The organism is Tabrizicola soli, assembly GCF_015999335.1.
Taxonomy (GTDB): domain Bacteria; phylum Pseudomonadota; class Alphaproteobacteria; order Rhodobacterales; family Rhodobacteraceae; genus Tabrizicola; species Tabrizicola soli.
This window is the reverse complement of the sequence record NZ_JAEACP010000002.1, coordinates 1-21508: the sequence shown is the minus strand read 5'-3', so window position 1 is coordinate 21508 and position 21508 is coordinate 1. Positions and strand designations below refer to the sequence as shown.

Genomic DNA, 21508 nt, shown 5'->3' with positions numbered 1-21508 from the left:
ATGGGATTTGATATTCGCTTCCAGTTTTCGCTTTTGCTCCGGCGTCTGCCGCAGGTCCTGGCGATCATCGTCGCGGCAACCGGGGCGGGGATCGTCGTGGCCTTCTCGCTGCCGCCGGTCTATCGCGCCGAGGCGCGGCTTCTGGCGGAAAGCCCGCAGATCCCCGACGAACTCGCCGCCTCGACCGTGCGCTCCTCGGCCGAGGAGATCCTGGGCGCGATCCAGCAGCATCTGCTCACGCGCGAGAACCTGCTGGATCTGGCGCAGCGTTTCGGGATCTACGCCGAGTCCTCCGCCATGCCGGCCGACGTCATGGTCGAGGACATGCGCCGGCGGATCCGCATCGAGATGCCGCCGTTCCAGCAGAGCACCGGGCTGGTGACCGTCTCGTTCGACGCGGCGAACCCCGAGGATTCGGCGGAAGTGACGCAGGCCCTGGTCGCCCAGATCCTCGAGCAGAACGTGGAGATGCGGACCGCGGCCTCGGGCGGGACGCTGGACTTCTTCCAGCAGGAGGTGAAACGGCTGAGCGAGGAGATGGCGCAACAGAACGCCCGCATCCTGGAATTCGAGTCGCAGAACCGTGCTGCGCTGCCCGAAAGCCTGGAATACCGCCGCACCCGCCAGTCCGCACAGCAGGAGCGTCTGCTGCAAGTCGACCGCGAGCTTGCCGGGTTGCGCGACCGGCGGCAGCGGCTGGCCGAGGTCTATGACCGCACCGGGCGGATCGGGCCGTCGCTGGGCACCCTGACCCCGGAGCAGGCGCGGCTTGAGCAGCTGCGCCAGGAACTGGCTTCGGCGCTGGTCCTGTTCTCGCCCGAGAATCCGCGGGTGCGCGCCCTGCAGGTTCAGGTCGAGGCCCTGGAGGAGGCCGTCCGTCAACAGCTGGGCGGAGGCACCGGCGCGGACAAGATGAGCGCCTTCGACCTGCAGGTCGCCGATATCGACGGCCAGATCGCCTTTCTGGCCGAGCAGAAGGCCCTTCTGGAGCATGAACTGGCCGAGATCGCCGCCTCGATCGACGCGACCCCGGCCAATGCCATCGTGCTGGGCCAGTTGCGCAGCGACTATGACAACCTGCGCCTGCAATATGACCAGGCGACGCAAAGCCTGGCCGATGCGCGGATGGGCGACCGGATCGAGGAGACTGCCCGCGGCCAGCGGATCACCGTGCTGGAGAATGCCGCCGCGCCGTCCGGCCCTGCGGCCCCGAACCGCAAGCTGATCGCGGCCGCGGGCTTCGGCGCGGGGGTCGTGCTGGCCGGGGCGCTGGTCTTCCTTCTGGAGCTGCTGAACGCGACGGTGCGGCGCCCGGCCGAACTGGTCGCGGCGCTGGACATCAAGCCCTTCGGGACGGTCCCCTACATGGAGACCCGGGCCGATGCCGTGCAGGAACGGATGCGGATCGGCGCCGGCATCGCCGTGATCCTGCTGGGCCTGCCGCTCGCCCTCTATCTGGTGGATCTCTATCTGATCCCGCTGAGCGAGCTTCTCGCCATCGCCGCCGAGAAGGTCGGCCTGACCTCATGGGCCGAGCGTCTGCGGCCCGGAACCCTGGGATAAGATCCGTGGAACGCATCCAGCAAGCCATCGCCAAGGCCCGCGCCACCCGGCAGGGCAGAGCCCCGACCGAGGCCGGACAGCCGAAACCCGCAGCCGATCCGGGGCGGGAGGCGGTCTGGACGGCACTCCGCGAGGTGCGCCTTGATCCAGCCAGGCTCGAGGCCTCGCGGATCATCTCGCACCATCCCGGCACCGGGGCCACGCCCTTCGACCTGATGCGCACCAACCTGATGAAGCATCTGCGCGAGCAGAGCTGGAAACGGGTGGCGATCACCTCTCCCAGCAGCGGCTGCGGCAAGACGACCGTGGGCCTCAACCTGGCCTTCAGCCTGGCGCGCCAGTCCGAGCTGCGCATCCTGGTGCTGGAGATGGACCTGCGCCGCCCGGCAATCGTGCGGATGCTCGGGCTGCAGGGAAAGCCCCGGCTTGCCGATGTCCTGTCGGGCCGGGAAGACCCCGAGAATGGTCTGCTGCGGCTCTCGGCGAACCTTGCCGTGGGCGCGAATGCCGACCCGGTCGCCAACCCGGCCGAGCTTCTGTCCTCGGCCCAGGCCGCAGCGGCGATCGACGCGATCGAGGCGCGCTTCAAGCCGGATGTGATCCTGTTCGACCTGCCCCCGGTCCTGGTCATAGACGACACGCTGGCCTTCATGGACCAGGTCGACTGCGCGCTTCTGATCGCCGCCGCCGAGGAAAGCACCGTGGCCGAGATCGACCGTGCGGGGCGGGAACTGGCGGAATACACCAAGGTGCTGGGCGTGGTGCTGAACAAGTGCCGGTTCCTGGACCGCACGGAAGGCTATGGCTACGACGAATACTGAAGCTGCGCGTCCTTCGCCCGGCCCAGACGTGCTGCGACACGGGCCAGATGCTCCATCCGGCCATGGAAGACGGTGTCGAAATCATGCCGCCGCGCGAAATCGGCCGCCGCGCCGGAGGCCTGCGCGATCCCGGCCCGGGGCGTACCTGCGATCCGCGCGGCGAGTGCGGCGACATTGCCCAGGGGCTCGGCCCAGCCCGCGCGGCTTTCGCGGCAAAGCGGGCCCCACATCTCGTTGGCGTAACCGGCAATGGGAAGGCCGCAGCCCATGCTCTCGATATAGGTGCAGGAGGGATCGCCCTGCCGGTGGCAACTGACGAAAAGGTCGGCATTGCGGCGTTGCCAGGGGACCAGCACCGAGGCGAAGTCGACGTTGCCATGCAGGCGTACCCGGTCGCCAAGGCCGCGTGCGGCGATCCCGCGTTGGATCCCGTCCCGCAGGGAACCGTCGCCGAAGATGTCGAACTCGAACCGCAGGCCCCGTTCGGCCAGCGCCGCGGCCAGCGGCACCAGGTCCTGCGCGCCCTTCATCGGGTCCAGCCGCCCGGAATGGACCAGCCGCAGGGGCCCGTCGCCTCCCAGCCGCTCCAGCCGGGCGCGCTGTTCGTCCTCTTGCACGAAACGGTCGGAGGTCATCCGGTTGTCGAGATAGAGATGCAGGTCGGTGGTCAGTCCGCCATAGGCCAGCTGCGCGGGATAGCCGTTCGCCTGCAGCGCGGCGGCGGCGCGGAAGGCGGCCCGGCGCCGGCGTTCCTGATGCTCGAGCCAGAGGCGGCGGCGCAGGCGGCGCAGGGGGGCGATCCCGCTTTCCAGCGCCAGGATGTCCAGCCGGGTGCGGTGGGTGTATTCGATGGTATAGACCACCGGCGTCCGTCCGGGGCCGGCCAGCGCCAGCGTCCCGGACATGTCGGCCGAGGCGACGACCAGATCATGGTCGCGCCCCGTCCCGTGCGGCAGCGGCGCGCCTTGCGGCAGGGTGGAAAGTCCCCAAGGCAGCGCGGCACGCTCGACCTCGACCGGAAAGGCGATCTGTCCGGCCCCCTCCCACAGGAGGTTGTCCAGCGGGCCGTCCCAGGCCGTGGCCTGTGCCGCCATGCCTTCGGCGAACTTGACGTCAAGGATCACGGTGGTTTCCCTGACGATCACCGGCGCAGGCGAGATCACCAGAAGCCTGGTCATGGTGTTCCCTTTCAAAGATGCGCAATGCTGCACACTTGCCGGTCGGTTGGGAAGGTGGTCCTCGCGGGTTGTGCAGCAAGGTCCGATGGTTAAGGCGATTGTGCCACAGAATTTCCAGAAATCCCGGATTGACTGTCGCGGGGCCGGATCAAAGATGCAGATGATTGTGCAGGAGTTTCAGATGGAAGCGCATTTCAGGGCGAGACCGGCCACCGACATGCCGCCCGCCGGAGGGACAGTCGCCTATCTGGTGAACCAGTATCCCAAGGTCAGCCACACCTTCATCCGGCGCGAGATCCTTGCGCTGGAGCGGCAGGGGGTGACTGTCCTGCGCTTCTCGATCCGGGGCTGGGATGCCGAAGTGGCGGATCCCACGGACGAGGCCGAGCGCGCCCGCACGCGCTATCTGTTGCAGGGCGGGCTTCGGGCGCTGCTTGCCCCGGTGGTGCGGACCTGCCTCCGACGCCCCGGCGCGGCCTTCCGGGCGCTGGCGGCTGCGGTGGCGATGTCGCGCCATTCGGTCCGCTCGCTGCCGCACCATCTGGTCTGGTTCGCCTTCGCCTGTCGGCTGAGCCTCTGGCTGGAGAAGTCGGCGGCCACCCATCTGCATGCGCATTTCGGCACCAACTCCACCGATATCGCCTATCTGACCCGCCTTCTGGGCGGGCCGCCCTACAGCTTTACCGTGCACGGCGCGGACGAAATCGACAATGTCCTGGGCTGGTCGCTGCCGCGCAAGGTCGCGGCGGCGCGTTTCGTGGTCACGGTGTCGCATTATATCCGCGGGCAGCTGATGCGCTGGCTGCCGCCGCAGGACTGGCCGAAGCTGGCCCTGGTGCATTGCGGCCTGGACGAGGGCTTCTTCGCCAGCGCGCCGCCGCCCCCGCCGGACCGGCCGACACTCCTTTGCATCGGCCGGCTCAGCGCCGAGAAGGGCCATCTGGTCCTGCTGGAGGCTTTCGCCGCGCTGGACCGGCCCGACCTGCGGCTGGTCCTGGCGGGGGACGGCGAGTTGCGCGCCCTGATCGAGGGTCGGATCCGCGAAAGCGGCCTGCAGGATCGGGTGCGGATCACCGGCTGGATCGGCAGTGACGAGGTGCGCCGCCTGATCGGCGCGGCCACGATCATCGTCCAGCCCAGCCTGATGGAGGGGCTGCCGGTGGTCCTGATGGAATCGCTTGCCCAGGGCCGCCCGGCGGTCTCGACCTATATCGCGGGGATCCCGGAGCTGATCGAGAACGGCCGGACCGGCTGGCTGGTCCCGGCGGGCGACACGGAGGGCCTGGCCCGCACCCTGGCCGAGGCGCTGGATACCCCGGCCGCACGTCTGGAGGAGATGGGCCGCATCGGGATCGCGCGGGTGCGCGAACAGCATCTTGCCGATACCGAGGCTGCCCGCCTGCGCCGACTTTTCGCCGGAGACGGGGCGTGAAGGCCGGCGTGAAGCGGACGCTGCGCGCGGCGCTCGGCCTCGCGCCGGTGCAGGCGATGCTGCGCGCCCGCGCCTTGCGCGAGGATCCGGTCAGTGTCCTGTGCTACCACACGCTGGGGCCCGACCGGGGCGGGCCGGATGCCTGGACCGTGCTGCGGCTGTCCGACTTCCGCACCCAGGTCGCCTGGCTGGCGCGCCATTACGAGATCGTCACCCTCGACGCGGCATTGGCGGCCGGACCGGGCCGGAGCCGGGCCGGGCGGCCGCGCGCGGTGCTGACCTTCGACGATGGCGAGGCGGGCCTGTTCCATCACCTCCTGCCGCTGTTGGACGCGCTCTGCCTGCCGGTCACGATCTATGTCGCCACCGGCCAGATCGAGACCGGGCGGCCCTACTGGTTCGACCGGGTCATGGGCGCGCTCGGGTCGGGCGCGCATGAGGTCGATCTGCCGGGCCTCGGGCACTGGCGGCTTCCGGCCGCGCCGGGGGCGGGGCGCTGGGCGGTGCTGGGCGGCCTGCTCGAGACGCTGAAACGCGTGGATCGCCACCGGCGCGAGGATCTGGCCGACCGGATCCTGGCCGACCATCCGCTGCCCGCCGGGCGCCCGCCGCTCGCCCCCCTGACGCGGGAGGAGCTTGCCGCGCTGGCCGCAAGCCCCTGGGTGACCATCGGCGCGCATAGCCATTGCCACAACCTCCTGGACCAGATCTCCCTGGCCGAGGCGTCCGAAAGCCTGCGCCGGTCGCGCCGGTTGCTGCAGGACTGGACCGGGCAGGAGATCGCGCATCTCGCCTGGCCGAACGGCAACCGCAATGCGGCGCTGGGACGTGCCGCGGCAGAGGTGGGGTTCCTCACATCGACGGCGCTGGATGGCGGGCTGTGGCGGGCGGGGGCGGACTTGCATGCCTTGCCACGGGTGCCGGTCGGGCGTTACGACGATGCCGCACGGCTTGCCCTGCGTCTGGTCGGAATCTGAGAGAGGGTGCGATGGCGGAGTATCTGGTCACCGGCGGCTGCGGCTTCGTCGGCTCGCATCTGGCCGAGGCGCTGATCGCCGGTGGGGACCGCGTGGTGGTGCTGGACAACCTGTCCTCCGGCAAGCGCGAGAACCTGCCGCCGGGGGCCCGCTTGGTCGAGGGCGACGTCGCCGATCCCGAGGCGGTGGCCCAGGCGATCCGGGGCTGCGCCGGCGTCTACCACCTGGCGGGTGCGGCCTCGGTCGCCTGGTGCAACGAGAACTGGCATGCCGGGCACCTGACCAACCAGACCGGCACGGTGATCCTGCTCGAGACCGCGGCCCGCGCCGGGCGGCTTCCCGTCGTCTACATCTCCTCGGCCGCGATCTATGGCGATGCGGGCGAGGGCCGGGTCGACGAGGGCCGCGCGGCCCGGCCCCTGACCGCCTATGGCGCGGACAAGTACGGCTCGGAACTGCATGGCCGGATTGCCTGGAGCGTGCATGGCGTACCCACCGTGGGTCTGCGGCCGTTCAACATCTACGGACCCCGGCAGGACCCGGCCTCGGCCTATTCCGGGGTGATCTCGATCTTCCACGACCGGCTGGCGCGCGGCCTGCCGGTGACGATCTTCGGCGACGGGCAGCAGACGCGCGACTTCGTCTTCGTCGAGGACGTGATCCGCTTCCTTCTGGCGGCGATGGAGCGCGCGCCGGGGCTGGCGGGCCAGGTGTTCAACGTCTGCACCGGCCGCCCGACGACCCTCTTGGATCTGGTCGGAACCCTGGCCCGGCTGCATGGCCGCACGCCCGAGATCCTGCATGCCGCCCCACGCCTGGGCGACATCCGCCATTCCCTCGGCGACCCCGCCCGCGCCGAGGCCGCGCTAGGCGTCAGCGCAGGGATGCGCCTCGACGAGGGGCTTTCACGCCTGCGCGACGGTCGCTGAGGCGGGTGGTTAATCCTTGCCGAACGGGTCCCGGTAGCGTCCCAGTTTCTGCCGGATCAGAAGCGGGATCACCGGGGGCTCGTGCACGACATAGCGATGCCAGCGCTGCCGCGGTTCCTTCACCAGGCGGTAGAGCCATTCCAGCCCCGCATTGGTGACCCAGGCCGGGGGGCGGCGGAAGGTGCCGGCCTCATAGTCGATCGTCCCGCCCAGGGGCAGGAACAGGCGCACGTTGGGAAAGCGGTCGCGGTAGCGGATGATGAACTTCTCCTGCCTACCGCCGCCGAGGCCGACCAGCAGCACCGTCGCCCCCGAGGCGTTCACCGCCTCGATCATCCGGTCGATCTCGGCCGGGTCGCGGTCGAAGTCGAAGGGGGGCGCCGAGGTGCCCACCACGAAGTCGCGCCCGGCCTTAGCGTTGATGTTGCGCGCGGCGATGTCCGCGATGCCCAGCTTGCCGCCCATCAGGAACACCGTCACCGAAGGATCGTCGCGGTAGCGGGTGTAGAACAGCGGGAAATAGTCCGAGCCCGACACCCGCTCGCGCACCGGGGTGCCCAGGAACTTCAGCGCGAAATACAGGATCTGGCTGTCGCAGGTCACCATGTCGAACTGGTCGAGGATGTCGTGGAACTCACGGTCCTTCTGCAGCTTCATCAGCATGTCGACATGCAGGGTCAGCAACAGCCCCTCGCGCAGGCCAAGCACGTCGTCCATCGTCACGTCGTGGACGAAGGCGTTCAGCACCGGCACCCGGCGCAGCTTCCGGGCGGGCACGGGCGAGGCGGTGAGGGGCAGGTCGGTATTCATGCGGCTGTCCATGGCTCAGGCCTCCGCCGGCTCGGGCGCGGCCGGGAAGTGGCGGGCCACCAGGTCGCGGGTGTTCAGGATATTGCCCCGGCCGGAGGCGCCGAAGACGATCGACTGAACGCCGGGAAGGTTCGCGACCCATTCGATCGCTTCCTCGGCCGGGATCGCGCCCGAGGCGAGGACCGACATGGCGATGGCCCGGACCCGCCCACTGCGCAGCACCTCGGCATACAGCTCGGGCCCGCCGCACATGCGGAAACCGATCTTGTTGATATTGCTGCAGATGATCGGATTCTCGATCCCCTCGGCCTCGAGCGCCCGGTGCAGCATCGGCAGGTTCATGGTGATGAACCCGGCCTCGGCGCCGTAGCGGTCGCGCACATGGTCGTGGAAGACCCGGAAGGCGCGGGTGTAGCCCATGCCGAGAAGGAGGTCGGTGAAGACGTTCTGGATCAGCACCACCGGAGTCTTCAGCCCGGCGAACATCTTCATCTCGACGTCGATCAGCAGCTTCGCGATGCCCTCGACATCCTTCGCCGCCAGCGCCGCCCCGCCGCGCAGTGCGGTGCGGAACAGGCCCTCTTCCGGCATGAACTGGCTCAGCGCGCCGAACATCCCGTGCTCGGTCACCGCATTGGCGTATTTGTGGGCATAGGGCATGCAGGGATAGAATTGGAAATCGGCATAGCGGGCAGGATTGGCCCGGACCCGGTCGCAGACCTCGGCGATGCGGTCGTGGGTGGTGCACATGAAGGTGCGGATGCCCGCGTCATAGGCCGCATCGAGGACCGCCATGATCGCGTCCGTATCCTGGAAACGCATGGCCTGGGCGCGGGCCTTTTCCTCGGACATGTGGTTGATGCCGAAGAACTGGTTGTCGCCGAAAAGCAGCCTGTCCATTCCCATCCTCCTCAGCCTTCCCGCCCGCGCATGAACCAGCCCAGCCCGCGGCGCGCGGCCGGGGGCTGCGGAAGGGCAGCCGGGGCGGCGGCCGTCTCGCCGGCGGCATCGGCCAGGATCATCGCGATGGTCCGGTCGGTCAACGCGGCCGAGCGGAAGTCGTTTTCCCCGGCACGCCCGGCCCCGTCGCGGACCGCGCGGACGAAATCGTCGATCTGGTGCGAATATTCCTCGCCCCGCAGGTAGAACCAGGGGTCCTCGGTCAGCTCGGTGGTGTAGCGCACCGTCCAGCCCTTGCCATAACCCGGCAGGCCCGCGACCGGCGCGCGCAGGTAGACCTGACATTCCTGCCGGTCGACGTTGATCCGCCCGTTCGTCCCGATCAGCGACAGCTTCGTCGACATCTTGCGGTGGCTCTCGTCGCTCCAGTTGACCGAAAGCTGCGCGGTCGTGCCGCCGGGGAAGGAGAGGGTGGCGAAGACCTCGTCGTCGATCTCGTCCGAGAAGACGCTGCCCAGCACGCTGCCCGACACGCGCTCGGGCGCGCCGAACAGCCAGTTGAGCAGATTGAGGGGGTGGGCGGCATAGTCGTATAGGCAGCCGCCGCCCTCGGACTTGCGGCTGCGCCAGGTCTGCTTTTTCGGGCGCAGGACGACCGGGCCATAGGCTTCGGCCAGGACATGGGTGATCCGGCCCAGTGCCCCGGCCTCGACGACCCGCTTCATCTCGCGCATGGCGCCCACATGGCGGTAGTGATAGCCGACCTGGCCCACCAGCCCCCGGGCCTCGGCCAGATCGGCCAGCGCCTCGGATTCGCGCCAGTCCAGGCAGAAGGGTTTCTCGCAGAAGACATGGATCCCGCGATCCAGTGCGGCGCGCACCATGCCGCCATGCAGCCGCGATGGCGTGCTGATCACCACCGCGTCCAGCTGCTCTTTCGCCAGCATCCGGTCGTAATCGCGGTAAAGCCGGTTCGAGATATTGCGCGACAGCATGTCGACCAGCATTCCGGTCGCGTCGCAGGCCACCGTCTCGGTATCGGGATGGGCGTTCACCAGGGCAAAATGCGACAGCCCCATCTTGCCGAGGCCGGCCAGGCCGACCTTGATCTTCCGGCTCATCATCACTCCTGTCCGGCGCAGGATCGCTGCCAGGGACAGGCGGCCGTCGCATCCCCGGGCCCTGCGCCAAATATATGGACTCATGGCTCAATTCGGCCCGACGCTAGCACGGGATCCCGCCGGTCTGAAGCGATTCCGGTCGCGCCGCGGCCATTGTCGCCTTTCTTCCGCGTCGCCTCCCGCCATCTTGCGCATTGTTTCCGCTTTGCCCGGCCCGCTTGCCTTTCGACCGGCCGGGCATATGCTCGCAGGGCAAATCCTTCTGCCAGGACCGCTGATGACTCCCCCTGTTCCGGCGTTGACCGTCCTGATCGCCGCGCGCAACGAGGGGGCCTGGATCGGCCCCTGCCTGGCGGCGCTGGCGGGGCAGGCGGAACCGGCGACCGGCCCGGTCGAGGTGATCGTGGTGGCCAATGGCTGCACCGACGACACGGCGGGTCGCGCCCGGTCCTCTGCGCCCGCCTTCGCCGCGCGCGGCTGGCGGCTGGTCGTGCTGGAACTGGAGCAAGGCGGCAAGCTTGGCGCCCTTGCGGCGGGCGAAACCGCAGCGAGCGGCGGCGCGCTGGCCTATCTCGACGCCGATGTGACCTGCGACCAGGGCCTCCTTGCCGCGCTGGCCGAGGCGCTGGACACCCCGGTTCCGCGCTATGCCACCGGCCGTCTCGCCATCGCGCCCGCAAAAAGCCGCTTCACCCGAGCCTATGCCCGGATCTGGGCGCGCCTGCCCTTCGTGCGGTCGGGTGCGGTCGGGGCCGGCCTGTTCGCGCTGAACCGGCCGGGACGGTCGCGCTGGGGTGACTGGCCGGAGATCATCTCGGACGATACCTTCGCGCGGCTGCAGTTTCGCCCCGACGAGCGTCACGAGGTGCCGGTGAGCTACCACTGGCCCATGGTCGAGGGTTTTGCGAGACTGGTCCGGGTCCGGCGCAGGCAGGATGCGGGGGTGGCGCAGATTGCCGATCGCTTTCCGCGCCTGCTTGCGAATGAGGGCAAGGCTCCGGTGACGCCGGCCCTTCTCGCCAGGCTTGCGCTTTCGGATCCGCTGGGTCTGGCGGCCTATCTCGCCGTCCATGTCGCCGTGCGCCTGCAGCGCCATTCCGGGGACTGGACGCGGGGGCGATGATGTCGGCAAAGGGAGGAACGCGAATGAACAGCTATCTCATCCAGGCCGGCAAGGCGCTGGCGGGACTTCTCCTCCTGACGGGACTGGCCGTTGCGCAGGACCTGCCGCCGCGAAAGGCCAGCCCGCTCACGGTGCGGCAGATCCACAGCGGGCACAGCCTCACGGATACCTACGGCGCCCATCCCTGGCCAGGGCGGTTGATCCTGGCCACGGCAACCCGGCCGGGAACGAACCCCTACGAGACGATCCACGCCCGCACCATCCCCGGCTCGCCGATGCGCTGGCGCTGGGATCATGCCACCGACTATCCCGACGCCCGGCTGAACATCGACGAGTTCGAGCTTCTGGTGATCACCGAGGCGGTGCCGCTGACGACGAACGAGGACTATTTCCGCGACGACACGCTGCATTACCTGGGCCTCTGGGTCGATCATGCCTGGACGCGCGGCAATGGCGGCAGGGGCGCAGAGGTCATGCTCTATTCGACCTGGACCGGGCTGCAGGACCCCGGCCCCGGCCAGGACCAGGCAGGGATTCCCTTCCGCGAGCGGCTGGAGCAGGACGGCGCGCGCTGGGAACGGATGCAGGACGATGCCAACGCCAACCGCCCGCAGGGGATGCCGCCGGTCTACATGATCCCCGGCCATCGCATGATGCTGCGGCTTTACGACGACATCGCAGCGGGCGCGGCCCCCGGCCTTGCCTCGATCGAGGATGTCTTCGAGGACGACATCCACCTGAACGACCTGGGACGCTATGCGGTCACCTGCCTTGTCTATGCGGTCATCTACCAGCGCGATCCGGCCGAACTGCCCGACCGGCTGGCCGTTCCCGGCGACACGCTCAGCCGCGAACAGGCCCGCTATTTCAAGCGGATCGCCTGGGAGGTCGCCCGAACCTACCACCGCAGCGGCGTTCCGGCCGGATGAGCGTCAGGCGATCCGCAGGGCTGCCGCCCTCGCCGGCCGCCGGGGCCTTGCGGCCAAGCGCGGCGCAGGCGTATCGTGCCGGCGATCGGACCGCCGTGCGGGGCGGGGTCCTGCGATGAACGCGGTGAGAATGCGCAGCCCTGGCGAGTATGACGCGTTGCCCAAGCCCTCTGCCCGCTGCGCCGGAACCGTGACGGGCGCGGCGTGACCCCGGGCGTGCGGATCAGCGGCCTCTTCAGCGGCGCCAGCCTCACGGCCAAGGTCCTGCGCGGAGCGGTTCTGTCGGTCGGCAGCTTCGGCCTGTCGCAGCTCTTGCGGCTGTTGTCGAACCTCATCCTCACCCGGCTTCTGTTCCCCGAGGCCTTCGGCCTGATGGCGCTGGTCACCGTCTTCCTGGTCGGCCTGTCGATGTTCTCTGACCTCGGCACCGGACCGGCCATCGCCCGCAGCCCGCGCGGCGACGAGCCCGACTTCCTGGACACGGCCTGGACGCTGCAGATCCTGCGCGGTCTCCTGCTGTTCCTTGCCTGCTGCGCGCTGGCCCGGCCCGTCGCCTCCTTCTATGAAGAGCCGCTTCTGGCCGGGATGCTGGCTTTGGCTTCGGTGCAGTTCCTGGTCCTGGGCCTGATGCCGACCCGGCGCGATACCGCGAGCCGGCATCTGCGGCTGGGGCGGCTGATGCTTCTGGATCTGGCGGCGCAGGTCCTGTCGCTGGTGGTGATGGTCGCCCTTGCGGCCTGGCTGCGCTCGGTCTGGGCGCTGGTGCTGGGCAGCCTGGCGGGGGCGGCGCTGCAGGTGCTGCTGGCGGCGCTCTATCTGCCGGGCCAGCGCAACCGTCTGCGCTGGGAGGGGCCCGCCGTCCGCGAGTTGGTGCATTTCGGCAAGTGGATCTTCGTCAGCTCGATCTTCGGTTTCTTCCTGGCCCAGGGCGACAAGCTCGTTCTGGGCAAGTTCCTGCCGCTGGATGCCTTCGGCATCTACAACATCGGCTTCTTCCTGGGCAGCTTCCCGGCCATGCTGGGCGGCGTCGCGATCGTGCGGATGCTCATCCCGATCTACCGCGAACGCCCCCCCGGCCAGTCGCGCGACAATTTCCTGAAGCTGCGCCGGATGCGGGTCCTGGTCAGCGGCGGACTGATCGCGATGACGACGCTTGCGGCCCTGCTTGGCCCCTGGCTGGTCGGATTGCTCTACGATGCGCGCTACCAAGATGCGGGTGCGGTCGTGGTGCTGGTCGCCTGCATCCAGGTCCCGGTGATCATAGGCCTGACCTATGACCATGCCGCGCTGGCGGCGGGGGATTCGCAGAAATTCTTCATCGTCACGGCGCTGAAGGCGACGCTGGTCGGGGCCGGACTTCTTCTCGGGGTGCAGGCGGGCGGGCTTTTCTGGGCGCTGGTCGGCCAGTTCCTCGCACTGGTCGCAGCCTATCCGGCGCTGGTCTGGCTGGTGGCGTGGCACGGAGCCTGGGATCCGCTGCACGACCTGGCCTTCGCCGTTCTCGGGGCGGTCTGCATGGCGCTGGCTCTGTGGTGGAACTGGGCCGCGATCCTGGCCCTGGTGGGCTGACCCTACTTGTATTCGATCAGCCCGCGCCGGGTGCGGGTCACGCGGCCCCACCAGTATTCCACGGCGCCCAGGGCCTCGGGTAGTTTGCCCAGGATCAGGAAGGCCGCCCGCGTCGGGCCCAGCCGGGGCGCCAGCCGCAGAAATTGCGCAGGCCAGGCCAGCAGCAGAACGAGCGCCCAGGGGCTGACCAGCGCCGCGCCCAAGAGGGTCACCGCCGGCAGGCCCAGCCCCCAGGCCAACGCACTCCGGGTCTCGCGCCGGAAATGCCGCTCGGGCGGGGCGCCATGCCGCGCGGCACCCTCGGCAAAGGCATAGCCGGCCCGGCGTGTCCGCCGCCACCATTGCGCGAAGCGGGTCATTGCGGCGTCATGCCGCGTCATCTCGGCATCCAGCCGCCAGATCTCCCAGCCTGCGGCGCGCAAGCGCACGCAAAGCTCGGGCTCCTCGCCCGCGATCAGGCCGGGATCGTACCCGCCCGCCGCCGCGAAGGCCGCGCTGCGCATCAAGGCATCGCCGCCACAGGCGCGGGTCCGGCCCGGAGGCGTGTTCCATTCGGCATCGCAAAGCCGGTTGTAGACCGAGGCCTCGGGAAACCGCTCGCGCCGCCGCCCGCAGGCCACCGCGACCTGCAGATGGCCGTCAAGAAAGCTGCGCGCGACGCCGATCCAGCCGGGGTCCAGCGTGCAGTCGCCATCCATGAACTGCACGTAATCCGGCACGTCGGCCCCCAGCGCGGCAAAACCCTCGTTCCGGGCACGGGCCGCGGTGAAGGGGCGCGACAGGTCCAGCCGGACCACCCGCGCCCCCGCCGCCTCGGCCGCCGCGACCGATCCGTCGGTCGAGCCGGAATCGACATAGACCACCGGCGCCACATCGCCGGGGATCGAGGCCAGCGCCGCCAGCAGCCGCGCGCCCTCGTTGCGTCCGATCAGGACGGCGGCGACCTTCGGGGGCGCAGTCACCTGGTCAACGGGCGGCTGGGCGGAGCCGCGCCGAACAGCGGCCGCAGCACCCGCTGGCGGAAATCCGCGGCAAAGTTCTGCGGGTTCTGCACCGGCTTGCGCCGCAGTCTGCATTGCAGATCGCCCAGCACCGTCCCGATCCAGCGCCCCAGGGCCGCGACACGGGCGCCGGCCCGGCCATGCGTCTTCTCGAAGTAGAAGCGCCAGCTGTCGAACCAGTAGCCGGGCAGGGGCCGGCGTTCGGGATTGGCGCTGGTGACGCCGGTGGCCGCACCGGCGATATGGGCGACCTTGGCCTCGGGCAGGTGCCAGACCTCCCAGCCGCGCCGCTTCATCCTGTGCATCAGGTCCACCTCCTCGTAGTACAGGAAGTAGTCGGGGTCGAAGAATCCCACCTCGGCCAGCGCCGAAAGCCGCGCCATCATCGACGCGCCCGAGACCCAGTCGACCTCCTGCCGCGGAATGCCCGGCGGAAAGGCCACCTGCCAGCGTTTCAGCATTCGGTAGAGCGGGCCTACATTCAGCGCGGTGCTGAACTCGGAGACCAGGCCGGGAAAGCGGAAGGCGCAGACCACGGGCTTCAGCGTCGTCGCGTCCACGATGCCGCTGCCCGCCACCCCGGCCCTGGGATGGGCGTCCAGAAAGGCCGCCAGTTCGGCCACCGCATTGGTGACGAGACGCGCGTCCGGGTTCAGCAGGTAGACCTTGTCCGGCGGCGCGGGACGGGCGGCCAGCTGGCGCAGCACCAGGTTGTTGCCGCGACCGAAGCCGTGGTTGACCGCCTCGAGATGCAGCGTGACGCCGTCGCCCCAGCGGATGGCCGCCTCGGACAGGACCTCGCGGTCATCACCCGGCGAGGCGTTGTCGACGATATGGATCTCGACCGACAACCCGTCGGGCGCGCGCTGCAAGACACTGTCCGCCGCCGCGATCGCCATCCGGGGCGTGCCGTAATTGACAATGATGACTGCGACGTCGGTCGGCATCGCGAAATACCCTTTCCCCGGTGAAGCCCCGACTCACGCCGGACCGGATACCCGCGAAGCATGCCGCTGGAAGCAGGTACCTGCAAACGCTTCCTGATTTCCCCCGCAGACCCGGAAACAATCCCAGGCTGCGGCAACGCAATGGCCTGGATTCGCGGCTGGGGAGGGTGGGGCAGGGTCGGGGTGGACGCAGGCCGGGATTTGGTGCGAGACTACGGAACTACCAGACCCGCCGACTGTGAGACGATGCCCAACACCCTTGCCTATGTCGTCCTTTTCGGCTGGCCGATCGTGGTCCTTGCCCTCTTTCGCCTGCTTCCCGCCGCCCAGGCCTTCGGCTGGTCCATGCTCGCGGGCTACCTGCTCCTGCCGACGCAGGCGGGCCTGGACCTGCCGGGCGTGCCCGTGGTGGACAAGGATGGGGTGCCGGTCCTCAGCGCGGGATTGATGCTCTTGCTGGGCGTCGGGGCGGCGCGGACTGGCAGGCGCGCCCGCGAGATGGCGGGTCCGGCGCCGCGGCACTGGCTTGCCAACGCGCTTCTGGTCCTGCTCCTGGCCTCGCCGCTCCTGACGGTGCTCACCAATGCGGATCCGGTCATCGTCGGCTCGTTCGTCATTCCCGGCCTGCGGATCTACGATGCGGGCTCGATCGTCGGAGCCCTGGCGATCTCGGTCTTGCCCTTCCTGCTGGCGCAACGTCTCTTCGCCTCGCCCGAAAGCCATGTGGCGCTGCTGAAGATGCTGGCCCTGGCCCTGCTCTGCTATTCGCTGCCGATCCTCTTCGAGGTGCGGATGAGCCCGCAGCTGAACAACATGCTCTACGGCTTCTTCCCGCATGAATTCCTGCAGCACATCCGGGCGGGCGGGTTCCGGCCGGTGGTCTTCCTGCACCATGGCCTGTGGCTGGCGATCCTAGTGGCGATGTCGGTCCTGGCCGCGCTTGCGCTCTGGCGGCAGCGGCTGGCCGAGGGCGCCCGCGCGGGCCAGTGGCTGCTCGCGGCGATCTACCTTCTGGTGATCCTGGTTCTGTGCAAAAGCCTCGGCGCCGTGCTCATCGTCCTCGCCTTCCTGCCTGCGATCCTCCTCCTGGGCGTGCGGGGGCAGCTCATTCTGGCGGCCCTCGTCGCGGGATCGGTGCTGCTTTACCCGATGCTGCGCGCGACACAGGTGGTGCCGGTGGACCGGGTGGTTGCCCTTGCACGGAGCATCAGCGGCGATCGGGCCGCCTCGTTCGAATTCCGCGTGGCGAACGAAGAGGCGCTCATGGAACGTGCGGCGCTGCGGCCCCTGGCGGGTTGGGGCACCTGGGGCAGGCCGCTGATCCACGATCCCGAATCCGGCCAGAGCACCAGCGTCACCGACGGGGCCTGGATCATCTCGATCGGCAGCTTCGGCTGGCTGGGCTATATCGCCAGCTTCGGGTTGCTGACGCTGCCGATCCTGCTGCTGGCGCGCGATGGCCGGAAACTCGGGCTGAGTCCGGCGACCGCGGGACTGGCGCTGATGATGGCGGCGAACCTCTTGGACCTGTTGTCCAATGCCACGCTGACGCCCGTCACCTGGCTGATCGGCGGGGCGCTTCTGGGGCGCCATGCGCATGTGCCGCGCGCAGAAGGGGATGCGGCGCGCTCCGCGCCTCCGCCCCGGCGCAGCTGGGGCCTGGTCACGGACCTCGCCGCCAGCCGCGACAGGCCTGCCCCGGGCGGCGGAGCCGGCCGTCGGGCGCGCAACCTGTGATTTATGTGCAACCCGCGACGCACTTCACAATAGCGGTGTTTCCTGCCTCATTTTCGCCACGAGTCGGTAACACATTTCTGCAAAACGGGGTCGAGACAACACGGGGGATACCGGAAAATGCTCGCCAGAATGCTGATCCTTGCACTGGTTTCGGCCACGGTTGCGGTGATGGCGGGGATGGCGCTGGGGCTGCCAGTCTGGGTCCTCTTCCTGCTCTACTCCCTGTCCGGCGCGCTTGCGCTTCTGGTCGGCGGCGCCATCGCCGCGGTGGCAGGCCAGGATCGTCCGGCCGTTCCCACCTATGCCGAGGCGCAGGTCAAGCCCGTCCCCGTCCGCCACTAGCGCGGCGCCGCCCGGCCGGTCATCATCCGCCGTCCGGCACCCCCCGCTCGGCGGAGACCCGCCAAGCCCCACGGATGCGTGATGTGAAACCTCTGGCACTGACGTAGCATTTGGTCCCATACCAGCGACCCATCGGCCCATCGCATGCGGCGCCGAGGTACGGCTGCTCAGGGGAGCAAAAGACGGATGGTCCTGGGAATACTTCTGATCGCGATGGTTGCAGCCCTGGGTGTGGCCGTCACGCTGTTCCTGCTGTCCGCCCCGCTCTGGATCGCGCTGCTTGCCTATCCGCTGACCGGGGCCTTGGCGGTCTTTGCGGGCCTTGCCCTGCTGGAGGTCCGCGACAGGCGCCGGTCTCGGGGGGACGAGCGCAAATTCCTGGCCCGCGTCACTTCCCGGTTCCGCGCAGGACAACGCCCACGGTAGCGAACAGCACCCGCACATCCGTCGCCAGCGAGACGTCCATGTCGTAGGCCGCGTCGAACTCGGCCCGTTGCGCGAAGGTCGAGCCGTTGCGGTCCGAGACCTGCCACAGGCCCGTCACCCCCGGAAGCAGCGAGTAATAGGCATGGCCCGGATAAAGCGGGCGCTGCTCGGGCATCATCGGGCGCGGTCCGACCAGGCTCATGTCGCCCTTCAGCACGTTCCACAGCTGCGGCAACTCGTCCAGCGAGCTTTTCCGCAGGAGGTTCCCGATCGGCGTGACCCGCGGATCGCAGGTCAGCTTCTGGTATTCCTCCCACTCGTTGCGGGCCTCCTCGTTCTGCGACAGGTAGCTTTCCAGATGCGACTTGGCGTCCGGCACCATCGTCCGCAGTTTCCAGAAGGTGAAGACCCGCCCCCCGCGCCCCACGCGGTCCTGGCGATAGAGCGGCGAGTGGAAATCCCGCGCGACCAGCAGCATCAGGACGAGAAGGACCGGAACGACGAAGGGCACCATCAGCAGGACGACGCAGATGTCGAACAGGCGCTTGCCGAAACGGCGATAAAATCCCTCGGGGGAGGCCTCCCCGATCAGGCTGTGGTGAACCGAGCCGGAACGTCCAAAATCAACTTCTCTGCCGGGTCTGGGCACATTCATCTTCTGACACTCCCACGCGGTGTTATTCCACCAACTCTCCGAACGACCAAAAAACGCGAACGATTATCTTTTTTCAAAGCGGAGCCGCCGTAAGGACATATAGGGGACCGACTTTCGTATGTGACCCTACCATCGGGATCGGCGGGCCGGCAATCAGGAGAATCCTACCTTGTGCCCGGACCGCGCGTAAAAATGGTTTCTTTTTAGGGACTTACATCCTATGGTTGTGCTGGCTGGCCCCGCCGCCGGCTTGCCGGACGCCTCGCCGGGACCGCCGCAATCGCGCGATTTGCCGGATTCCGAACACATTTCCTCCATATTCTTCAACGGGTCCGGCCCGGCGGGCGGTGGCCCCGACTGTCCGTGTTGCGGAAACGGTAAATCCTTCATTAACCCCCATCCCGATGGGGTGACTCCGCGGCAAACCCCCGGAACGAATCGCATTCTTCCGCAAAACCGATTCGGTTCCCTCCGGGGAACCGGATTTCAGCTCCGACTGGACCCGAATCCCCTTGGCGGAGTAGCCTGCGGCAAGGGTCCGATGAAAGGTGGAAGCGCCATGCGTCACGTCGGCATCGCCTGCAGTTCTGCTGGCTGCGCTCTGGTCTCGGCTGCCCTCGGTCTTGCCCCGGTCCCGGCTCTTGCCGAGGCGCGGGGCGTTGCCGATCCGGTCGTGGCCTGGGGGCTGGACGCGCTGACCGACTGGGGCACCGCCAGGCCCTTTCTCGATCTCGCCCGCCTGATGCGGCCGTTCTTCGCCTTCGCGCCCGACGAATGGGAAAGCATGCCGCATGAGGCGCTGGTCTCCGGCGGCTATCTCGACCCACAGGGCTATCCGCTGCGGATTCCCCCCGGAATGGCCGGGATCCGCACGATCTGGGCCTGGGACGACACCTACGGGACAGAGGGGCGCAAGGGTCTTTATATCCTGACCTATCAGGGGCATGGCACGATCCAGCTTGGCGGCTCGGCGCGGGTGGTCAATGCGGGCCCCGGCCGGATCGTCTTCGAGAACAGGACCGGGGCCGAGGTCTGGCTGGACATCACCGCGCTCGATACCGGCGATCCGGTCCGCGCCCTGTCGATCGTCCGGGCGGACAGGGCCGGTCTCCTCGACGCCGGGGCGATGTTCGATCCCGACTGGCTTGCGGTCATCGCCGACGGGCGCGAATTGCGGTTTTCGGACTGGATCTCGGTCAACTCCGGCGCTGCCGCCCTGACCTGGGAGACCCGCCCCCGGCCCGACGAGGCCAGCTGGACCGAACGGGGTGCGCCCGTCGAGGTGATGGTGCGCCTGGCCAACGAGGCCGGCGCCGACCCCTGGTTCACCATGCCCCATGCCGCCGACGACGCCTATGTCCGGGCCTTCGCGACCTATGTGCGCGACCATCTCGATCCGCGGCTCAAGGCGCATGTCGAATATTCCAACGAGACCTGGAATGCGGCCTTCACCCAGTTCCACTGGCTGCGCGACCAGGCCATTGCCACCTGGGGCGAGGAGGTCGCCGAAGACTGGCCCGCGATTTTCAGCTTCCACGCCCGGCGCGCGACGGAGGTGGCCCTGATCTGGCAAGAGGTCTTCGGCGACACGGCCGGGGACCGGCTGGTCAATGTCCTGGCCACCCAGGCCGCAAACCCCTGGCTCAGCGACATTCTCGTGACCGCGCCGGAATGGGCCGCGCGCGAACCCCAGGCCTTCGTGCCGCCGGACGAGGTCTTCGAGGAACTGGCCGCGACCAGCTATTTCGGCGGCGGCCTGGTCAGCGATCCCGCGCTGCGCCCCGAACTGATCACCCGCGCCGAGACGATGGGGGCCAGCGCCTGGTCCTGGGCCTTTCAGGGCATCTCCCAGGCCGGCGCGGTCGAGGATTCGATCCCCGGCGTCCTCGACTGGCTTGGCCAGCAGCGCGACCTGGCCGCAAGCCACGGTCTGCGGCTGGTGCTCTACGAAGGCGGCCAGCACGTCCACCACAGCTTCGCCGTCGAGGGCCTGACCGAGGAGGAGGCCGGACGGCAAAGCGCCTTTCTCGCGGATTTCGTGCGCAGCCCCGAGATGGGCGCGCTTTACGCCCAGCTCTGGGACGGCTGGCGCGGGATCGGCCAGGGGCCGTTCATGCAATATGTCGAGATGGGCGTGCCGTCGCGCTGGGGCTCCTGGGGCCTTCTGGCCTATCCCGGCGACCATACCGCAAGGGCGGATTTCGTCCTTGCGCGCCAGGCGGAGGGTGGCTCCTGGTGGGGCGAGGGCGGCGGGCCGCAGTATCTGCAGGGCGTGACCATGGCCGGCACCGAAGGCGACGACCGGATGGAGGGCACCGACGAGGAGGATTTCCTGGCCGGCCGCGGCGGCAACGACAGCTTCCCCGCCAGCCCCGGCGCGGACGGCATCTCCGGCGGCGCGGGCGAGGATCGCTATATCCTGCCCGGCCCGGAAGCGGAGTACGAGGTCACGCCCGAGGGCGACGCCTGGCGCGTGACCGGGCCCCTTGGCTCGGCCCGCCTGGCGGGCGTCGAGATCCTGGAGTTCGGCGACGGGGCGACCCGGCGACTGGACTAGGTGTTCAGTCCCGGCATCTGACGGATCGGGTTGAGGATGAATCGATCCGGTTCCGAGGTCCGGACCTTGCAGATGTATTCGTGGGGAGTGAGACCGCGGAGGGTCCTGAGCCTGCGGGCGAAGTTGTAGGCTGCGATGACGTCGGCGAGATGCGCCTGCACCGCTTTACGGCGACAGTGGCGGGCCCAGGAGCCGCCGAACTATTGTCTACTGGCGCCCGCCATAATCCAGCTACAAGAAAGACAAATCAAACAACAAGCTGTTTTTGCGCGATTTTATTAGGCAATCGTCCACTATCGTCCACCGAAGTCCGTTGACAGCCACCCAATTTCTAGTGCCCTGATAGTGCCCAGAAACCCCGGCACTAGGCTGCGGACTCATAAGCGCGGGTCCATAGTCTTGAGCAGACGAGAAGGACGGCGGCCAGGTAGTTGGTCGCGGTTTTTTCGTATCTGGTTGCGATCTTTCGGAACTGCTTGAGCTTGCTGAAG

Annotated in this window: 19 protein-coding genes and 2 pseudogenes; 12 read left to right on the top strand and 9 right to left on the bottom strand. The window is 68.6% G+C overall.

What is annotated here, in order from left to right; translation table 11 throughout:
* Both I7S92_RS02085 and I7S92_RS02080 read left to right on the top strand, forming a co-directional pair.
* Positions 1-1563, top strand: coding sequence for a GumC family protein (locus I7S92_RS02085; RefSeq protein ID WP_197641820.1), 1563 nt, complete (start codon positions 1-3; stop codon positions 1561-1563).
* 5 nt (positions 1564-1568) lie between these two features.
* The gene (locus I7S92_RS02080; protein WP_197641819.1) at positions 1569-2384 is read left to right on the top strand and encodes a CpsD/CapB family tyrosine-protein kinase; all 816 of its coding nucleotides are present in this window, start codon (positions 1569-1571) and stop codon (positions 2382-2384) included.
* Here the strand turns inward: I7S92_RS02080 and I7S92_RS02075 are convergent.
* Positions 2369-3562, bottom strand: coding sequence for a glycosyltransferase (locus I7S92_RS02075; protein ID WP_197641818.1), 1194 nt, complete (start codon positions 3560-3562; stop codon positions 2369-2371). The genes I7S92_RS02080 and I7S92_RS02075 overlap by 16 nt on opposite strands.
* Before the next feature lie 181 nt (positions 3563-3743).
* On the opposite strand from I7S92_RS02075, the gene I7S92_RS02070 reads away from it, so the two are divergent.
* From I7S92_RS02070 to I7S92_RS02060, 3 genes are read left to right on the top strand one after another with little or no spacing between them, the layout of a single operon-like run.
* On the top strand, positions 3744-4994 hold the full coding sequence (locus I7S92_RS02070; RefSeq protein WP_197641817.1) for a glycosyltransferase family 4 protein: 1251 nt from the start codon (positions 3744-3746) through the stop codon (positions 4992-4994).
* Positions 4991-5971: a polysaccharide deacetylase family protein gene (locus I7S92_RS02065; protein ID WP_197641816.1), complete on the top strand. Its 981-nt coding sequence runs from the start codon at positions 4991-4993 to the stop codon at positions 5969-5971. The genes I7S92_RS02070 and I7S92_RS02065 overlap by 4 nt, the downstream gene beginning before the upstream one ends.
* 11 nt (positions 5972-5982) lie before the next feature.
* Positions 5983-6900 carry an NAD-dependent epimerase/dehydratase family protein gene (locus I7S92_RS02060; RefSeq protein ID WP_197641815.1) on the top strand — a complete coding sequence of 306 codons (918 nt, stop codon included), beginning with the start codon at positions 5983-5985 and terminating at the stop codon, positions 6898-6900.
* 9 nt (positions 6901-6909) lie between these two features.
* On the opposite strand, the gene I7S92_RS02055 is transcribed toward I7S92_RS02060, so the two are convergent.
* The 3 genes from I7S92_RS02055 to I7S92_RS02045 are packed head-to-tail and all read right to left on the bottom strand — an operon-like array spanning position 6910 to position 9731.
* Positions 6910-7722 carry a WecB/TagA/CpsF family glycosyltransferase gene (locus I7S92_RS02055; protein ID WP_197641814.1) on the bottom strand — a complete coding sequence of 271 codons (813 nt, stop codon included), beginning with the start codon at positions 7720-7722 and terminating at the stop codon, positions 6910-6912.
* A gap of 3 nt (positions 7723-7725) precedes the next feature.
* Positions 7726-8610, bottom strand: a complete 885-nt coding sequence (locus I7S92_RS02050; protein ID WP_197641813.1) for a hypothetical protein — start codon at positions 8608-8610, stop codon at positions 7726-7728.
* An 11-nt stretch (positions 8611-8621) separates the two neighbouring features.
* The gene (locus I7S92_RS02045; protein ID WP_197641812.1) at positions 8622-9731 is read right to left on the bottom strand and encodes a Gfo/Idh/MocA family protein; all 1110 of its coding nucleotides are present in this window, start codon (positions 9729-9731) and stop codon (positions 8622-8624) included.
* A gap of 298 nt (positions 9732-10029) precedes the next feature.
* Here I7S92_RS02045 and I7S92_RS02040 point away from each other — a divergent pair, with 298 nt between their 5' ends.
* The 3 genes from I7S92_RS02040 (at position 10030) to I7S92_RS02030 (ending at position 13352) form a co-directional block, all read left to right on the top strand.
* Positions 10030-10854, top strand: a complete 825-nt coding sequence (locus tag I7S92_RS02040) for a glycosyltransferase family 2 protein (protein WP_354001294.1) — start codon at positions 10030-10032, stop codon at positions 10852-10854.
* Positions 10855-10877: 23 nt separating this feature from the next.
* A complete protein-coding gene (locus I7S92_RS02035) occupies positions 10878-11783 on the top strand; it encodes a hypothetical protein (protein WP_197641810.1) in 906 nt (301 codons plus the stop codon).
* A 204-nt stretch (positions 11784-11987) separates the two neighbouring features.
* Positions 11988-13352 carry an oligosaccharide flippase family protein gene (locus I7S92_RS02030; RefSeq protein WP_354001293.1) on the top strand — a complete coding sequence of 455 codons (1365 nt, stop codon included), beginning with the start codon at positions 11988-11990 and terminating at the stop codon, positions 13350-13352.
* A 2-nt stretch (positions 13353-13354) separates the two neighbouring features.
* Here the strand turns inward: I7S92_RS02030 and I7S92_RS02025 are convergent, their stop codons facing one another.
* Complete coding sequence (locus I7S92_RS02025; protein WP_287865908.1) at positions 13355-14314, bottom strand: glycosyltransferase family 2 protein; 960 nt, start codon at positions 14312-14314, stop codon at positions 13355-13357.
* Complete coding sequence (locus I7S92_RS02020; protein ID WP_197641808.1) at positions 14311-15300, bottom strand: glycosyltransferase family 2 protein; 990 nt, start codon at positions 15298-15300, stop codon at positions 14311-14313. Before I7S92_RS02020 ends, I7S92_RS02025 begins: the two co-directional genes overlap by 4 nt.
* Before the next feature lie 246 nt (positions 15301-15546).
* Here I7S92_RS02020 and I7S92_RS02015 point away from each other — a divergent pair, with 246 nt between their 5' ends.
* The 3 genes from I7S92_RS02015 (at position 15547) to I7S92_RS02005 (ending at position 17805) form a co-directional block, all read left to right on the top strand.
* Positions 15547-17037 (top strand): hypothetical protein, encoded by a 1491-nt coding sequence (locus tag I7S92_RS02015; RefSeq protein ID WP_197641807.1) that lies wholly within the window; start codon positions 15547-15549, stop codon positions 17035-17037.
* Between the two features lie 117 nt (positions 17038-17154).
* The gene (locus I7S92_RS02010) at positions 17155-17379 is read left to right on the top strand and encodes a hypothetical protein (RefSeq protein WP_197641806.1); all 225 of its coding nucleotides are present in this window, start codon (positions 17155-17157) and stop codon (positions 17377-17379) included.
* A 186-nt stretch (positions 17380-17565) separates the two neighbouring features.
* A complete protein-coding gene (locus tag I7S92_RS02005) occupies positions 17566-17805 on the top strand; it encodes a hypothetical protein (RefSeq protein WP_197641805.1) in 240 nt (79 codons plus the stop codon).
* Here the strand turns inward: I7S92_RS02005 and I7S92_RS02000 are convergent.
* Positions 17768-18460 carry a sugar transferase gene (locus I7S92_RS02000; RefSeq protein ID WP_197641804.1) on the bottom strand — a complete coding sequence of 231 codons (693 nt, stop codon included), beginning with the start codon at positions 18458-18460 and terminating at the stop codon, positions 17768-17770. The genes I7S92_RS02005 and I7S92_RS02000 overlap by 38 nt on opposite strands.
* Before the next feature lie 559 nt (positions 18461-19019).
* On the opposite strand from I7S92_RS02000, the gene I7S92_RS01995 reads away from it, so the two are divergent.
* On the top strand, positions 19020-21017 hold the full coding sequence (locus I7S92_RS01995) for a hypothetical protein (RefSeq protein ID WP_197641803.1): 1998 nt from the start codon (positions 19020-19022) through the stop codon (positions 21015-21017).
* Here I7S92_RS01995 and I7S92_RS01990 read toward each other — a convergent pair.
* Both I7S92_RS01990 and I7S92_RS01985 read right to left on the bottom strand, forming a co-directional pair.
* Positions 21014-21178, bottom strand: a pseudogene (locus I7S92_RS01990) (IS481 family transposase); the annotation flags it as partial. The gene I7S92_RS01995 and the pseudogene I7S92_RS01990 sit on opposite strands and share 4 nt — an antisense overlap.
* Before the next feature lie 203 nt (positions 21179-21381).
* Positions 21382-21508: pseudogene (locus I7S92_RS01985) on the bottom strand (IS5/IS1182 family transposase); the annotation flags it as partial.

What these genes read in the sequence shown, in the direction of transcription:
- I7S92_RS02020 (WP_197641808.1), bottom strand. Translation starts at nt 15,300, where the DNA reads ATGCCGACCGACGTCGCAGTCATCATTGTCAATTACGGCACGCCCCGG.
- I7S92_RS02015 (WP_197641807.1), top strand. Translation starts at nt 15,547, where the DNA reads ATGCCCAACACCCTTGCCTATGTCGTCCTTTTCGGCTGGCCGATCGTG.
- I7S92_RS02060 (WP_197641815.1), top strand. Translation starts at nt 5,983, where the DNA reads ATGGCGGAGTATCTGGTCACCGGCGGCTGCGGCTTCGTCGGCTCGCAT.
- I7S92_RS02075 (WP_197641818.1), bottom strand. Translation starts at nt 3,562, where the DNA reads ATGACCAGGCTTCTGGTGATCTCGCCTGCGCCGGTGATCGTCAGGGAA.
- I7S92_RS02050 (WP_197641813.1), bottom strand. Translation starts at nt 8,610, where the DNA reads ATGGACAGGCTGCTTTTCGGCGACAACCAGTTCTTCGGCATCAACCAC.
- I7S92_RS02045 (WP_197641812.1), bottom strand. Translation starts at nt 9,731, where the DNA reads ATGAGCCGGAAGATCAAGGTCGGCCTGGCCGGCCTCGGCAAGATGGGG.
- I7S92_RS02055 (WP_197641814.1), bottom strand. Translation starts at nt 7,722, where the DNA reads ATGGACAGCCGCATGAATACCGACCTGCCCCTCACCGCCTCGCCCGTG.
- I7S92_RS02035 (WP_197641810.1), top strand. Translation starts at nt 10,878, where the DNA reads ATGAACAGCTATCTCATCCAGGCCGGCAAGGCGCTGGCGGGACTTCTC.
- I7S92_RS02005 (WP_197641805.1), top strand. Translation starts at nt 17,566, where the DNA reads ATGGTCCTGGGAATACTTCTGATCGCGATGGTTGCAGCCCTGGGTGTG.
- I7S92_RS02000 (WP_197641804.1), bottom strand. Translation starts at nt 18,460, where the DNA reads ATGAATGTGCCCAGACCCGGCAGAGAAGTTGATTTTGGACGTTCCGGC.
- I7S92_RS01995 (WP_197641803.1), top strand. Translation starts at nt 19,020, where the DNA reads ATGCGTCACGTCGGCATCGCCTGCAGTTCTGCTGGCTGCGCTCTGGTC.
- I7S92_RS02085 (WP_197641820.1), top strand. Translation starts at nt 1, where the DNA reads ATGGGATTTGATATTCGCTTCCAGTTTTCGCTTTTGCTCCGGCGTCTG.
- I7S92_RS02010 (WP_197641806.1), top strand. Translation starts at nt 17,155, where the DNA reads ATGCTCGCCAGAATGCTGATCCTTGCACTGGTTTCGGCCACGGTTGCG.
- I7S92_RS02070 (WP_197641817.1), top strand. Translation starts at nt 3,744, where the DNA reads ATGGAAGCGCATTTCAGGGCGAGACCGGCCACCGACATGCCGCCCGCC.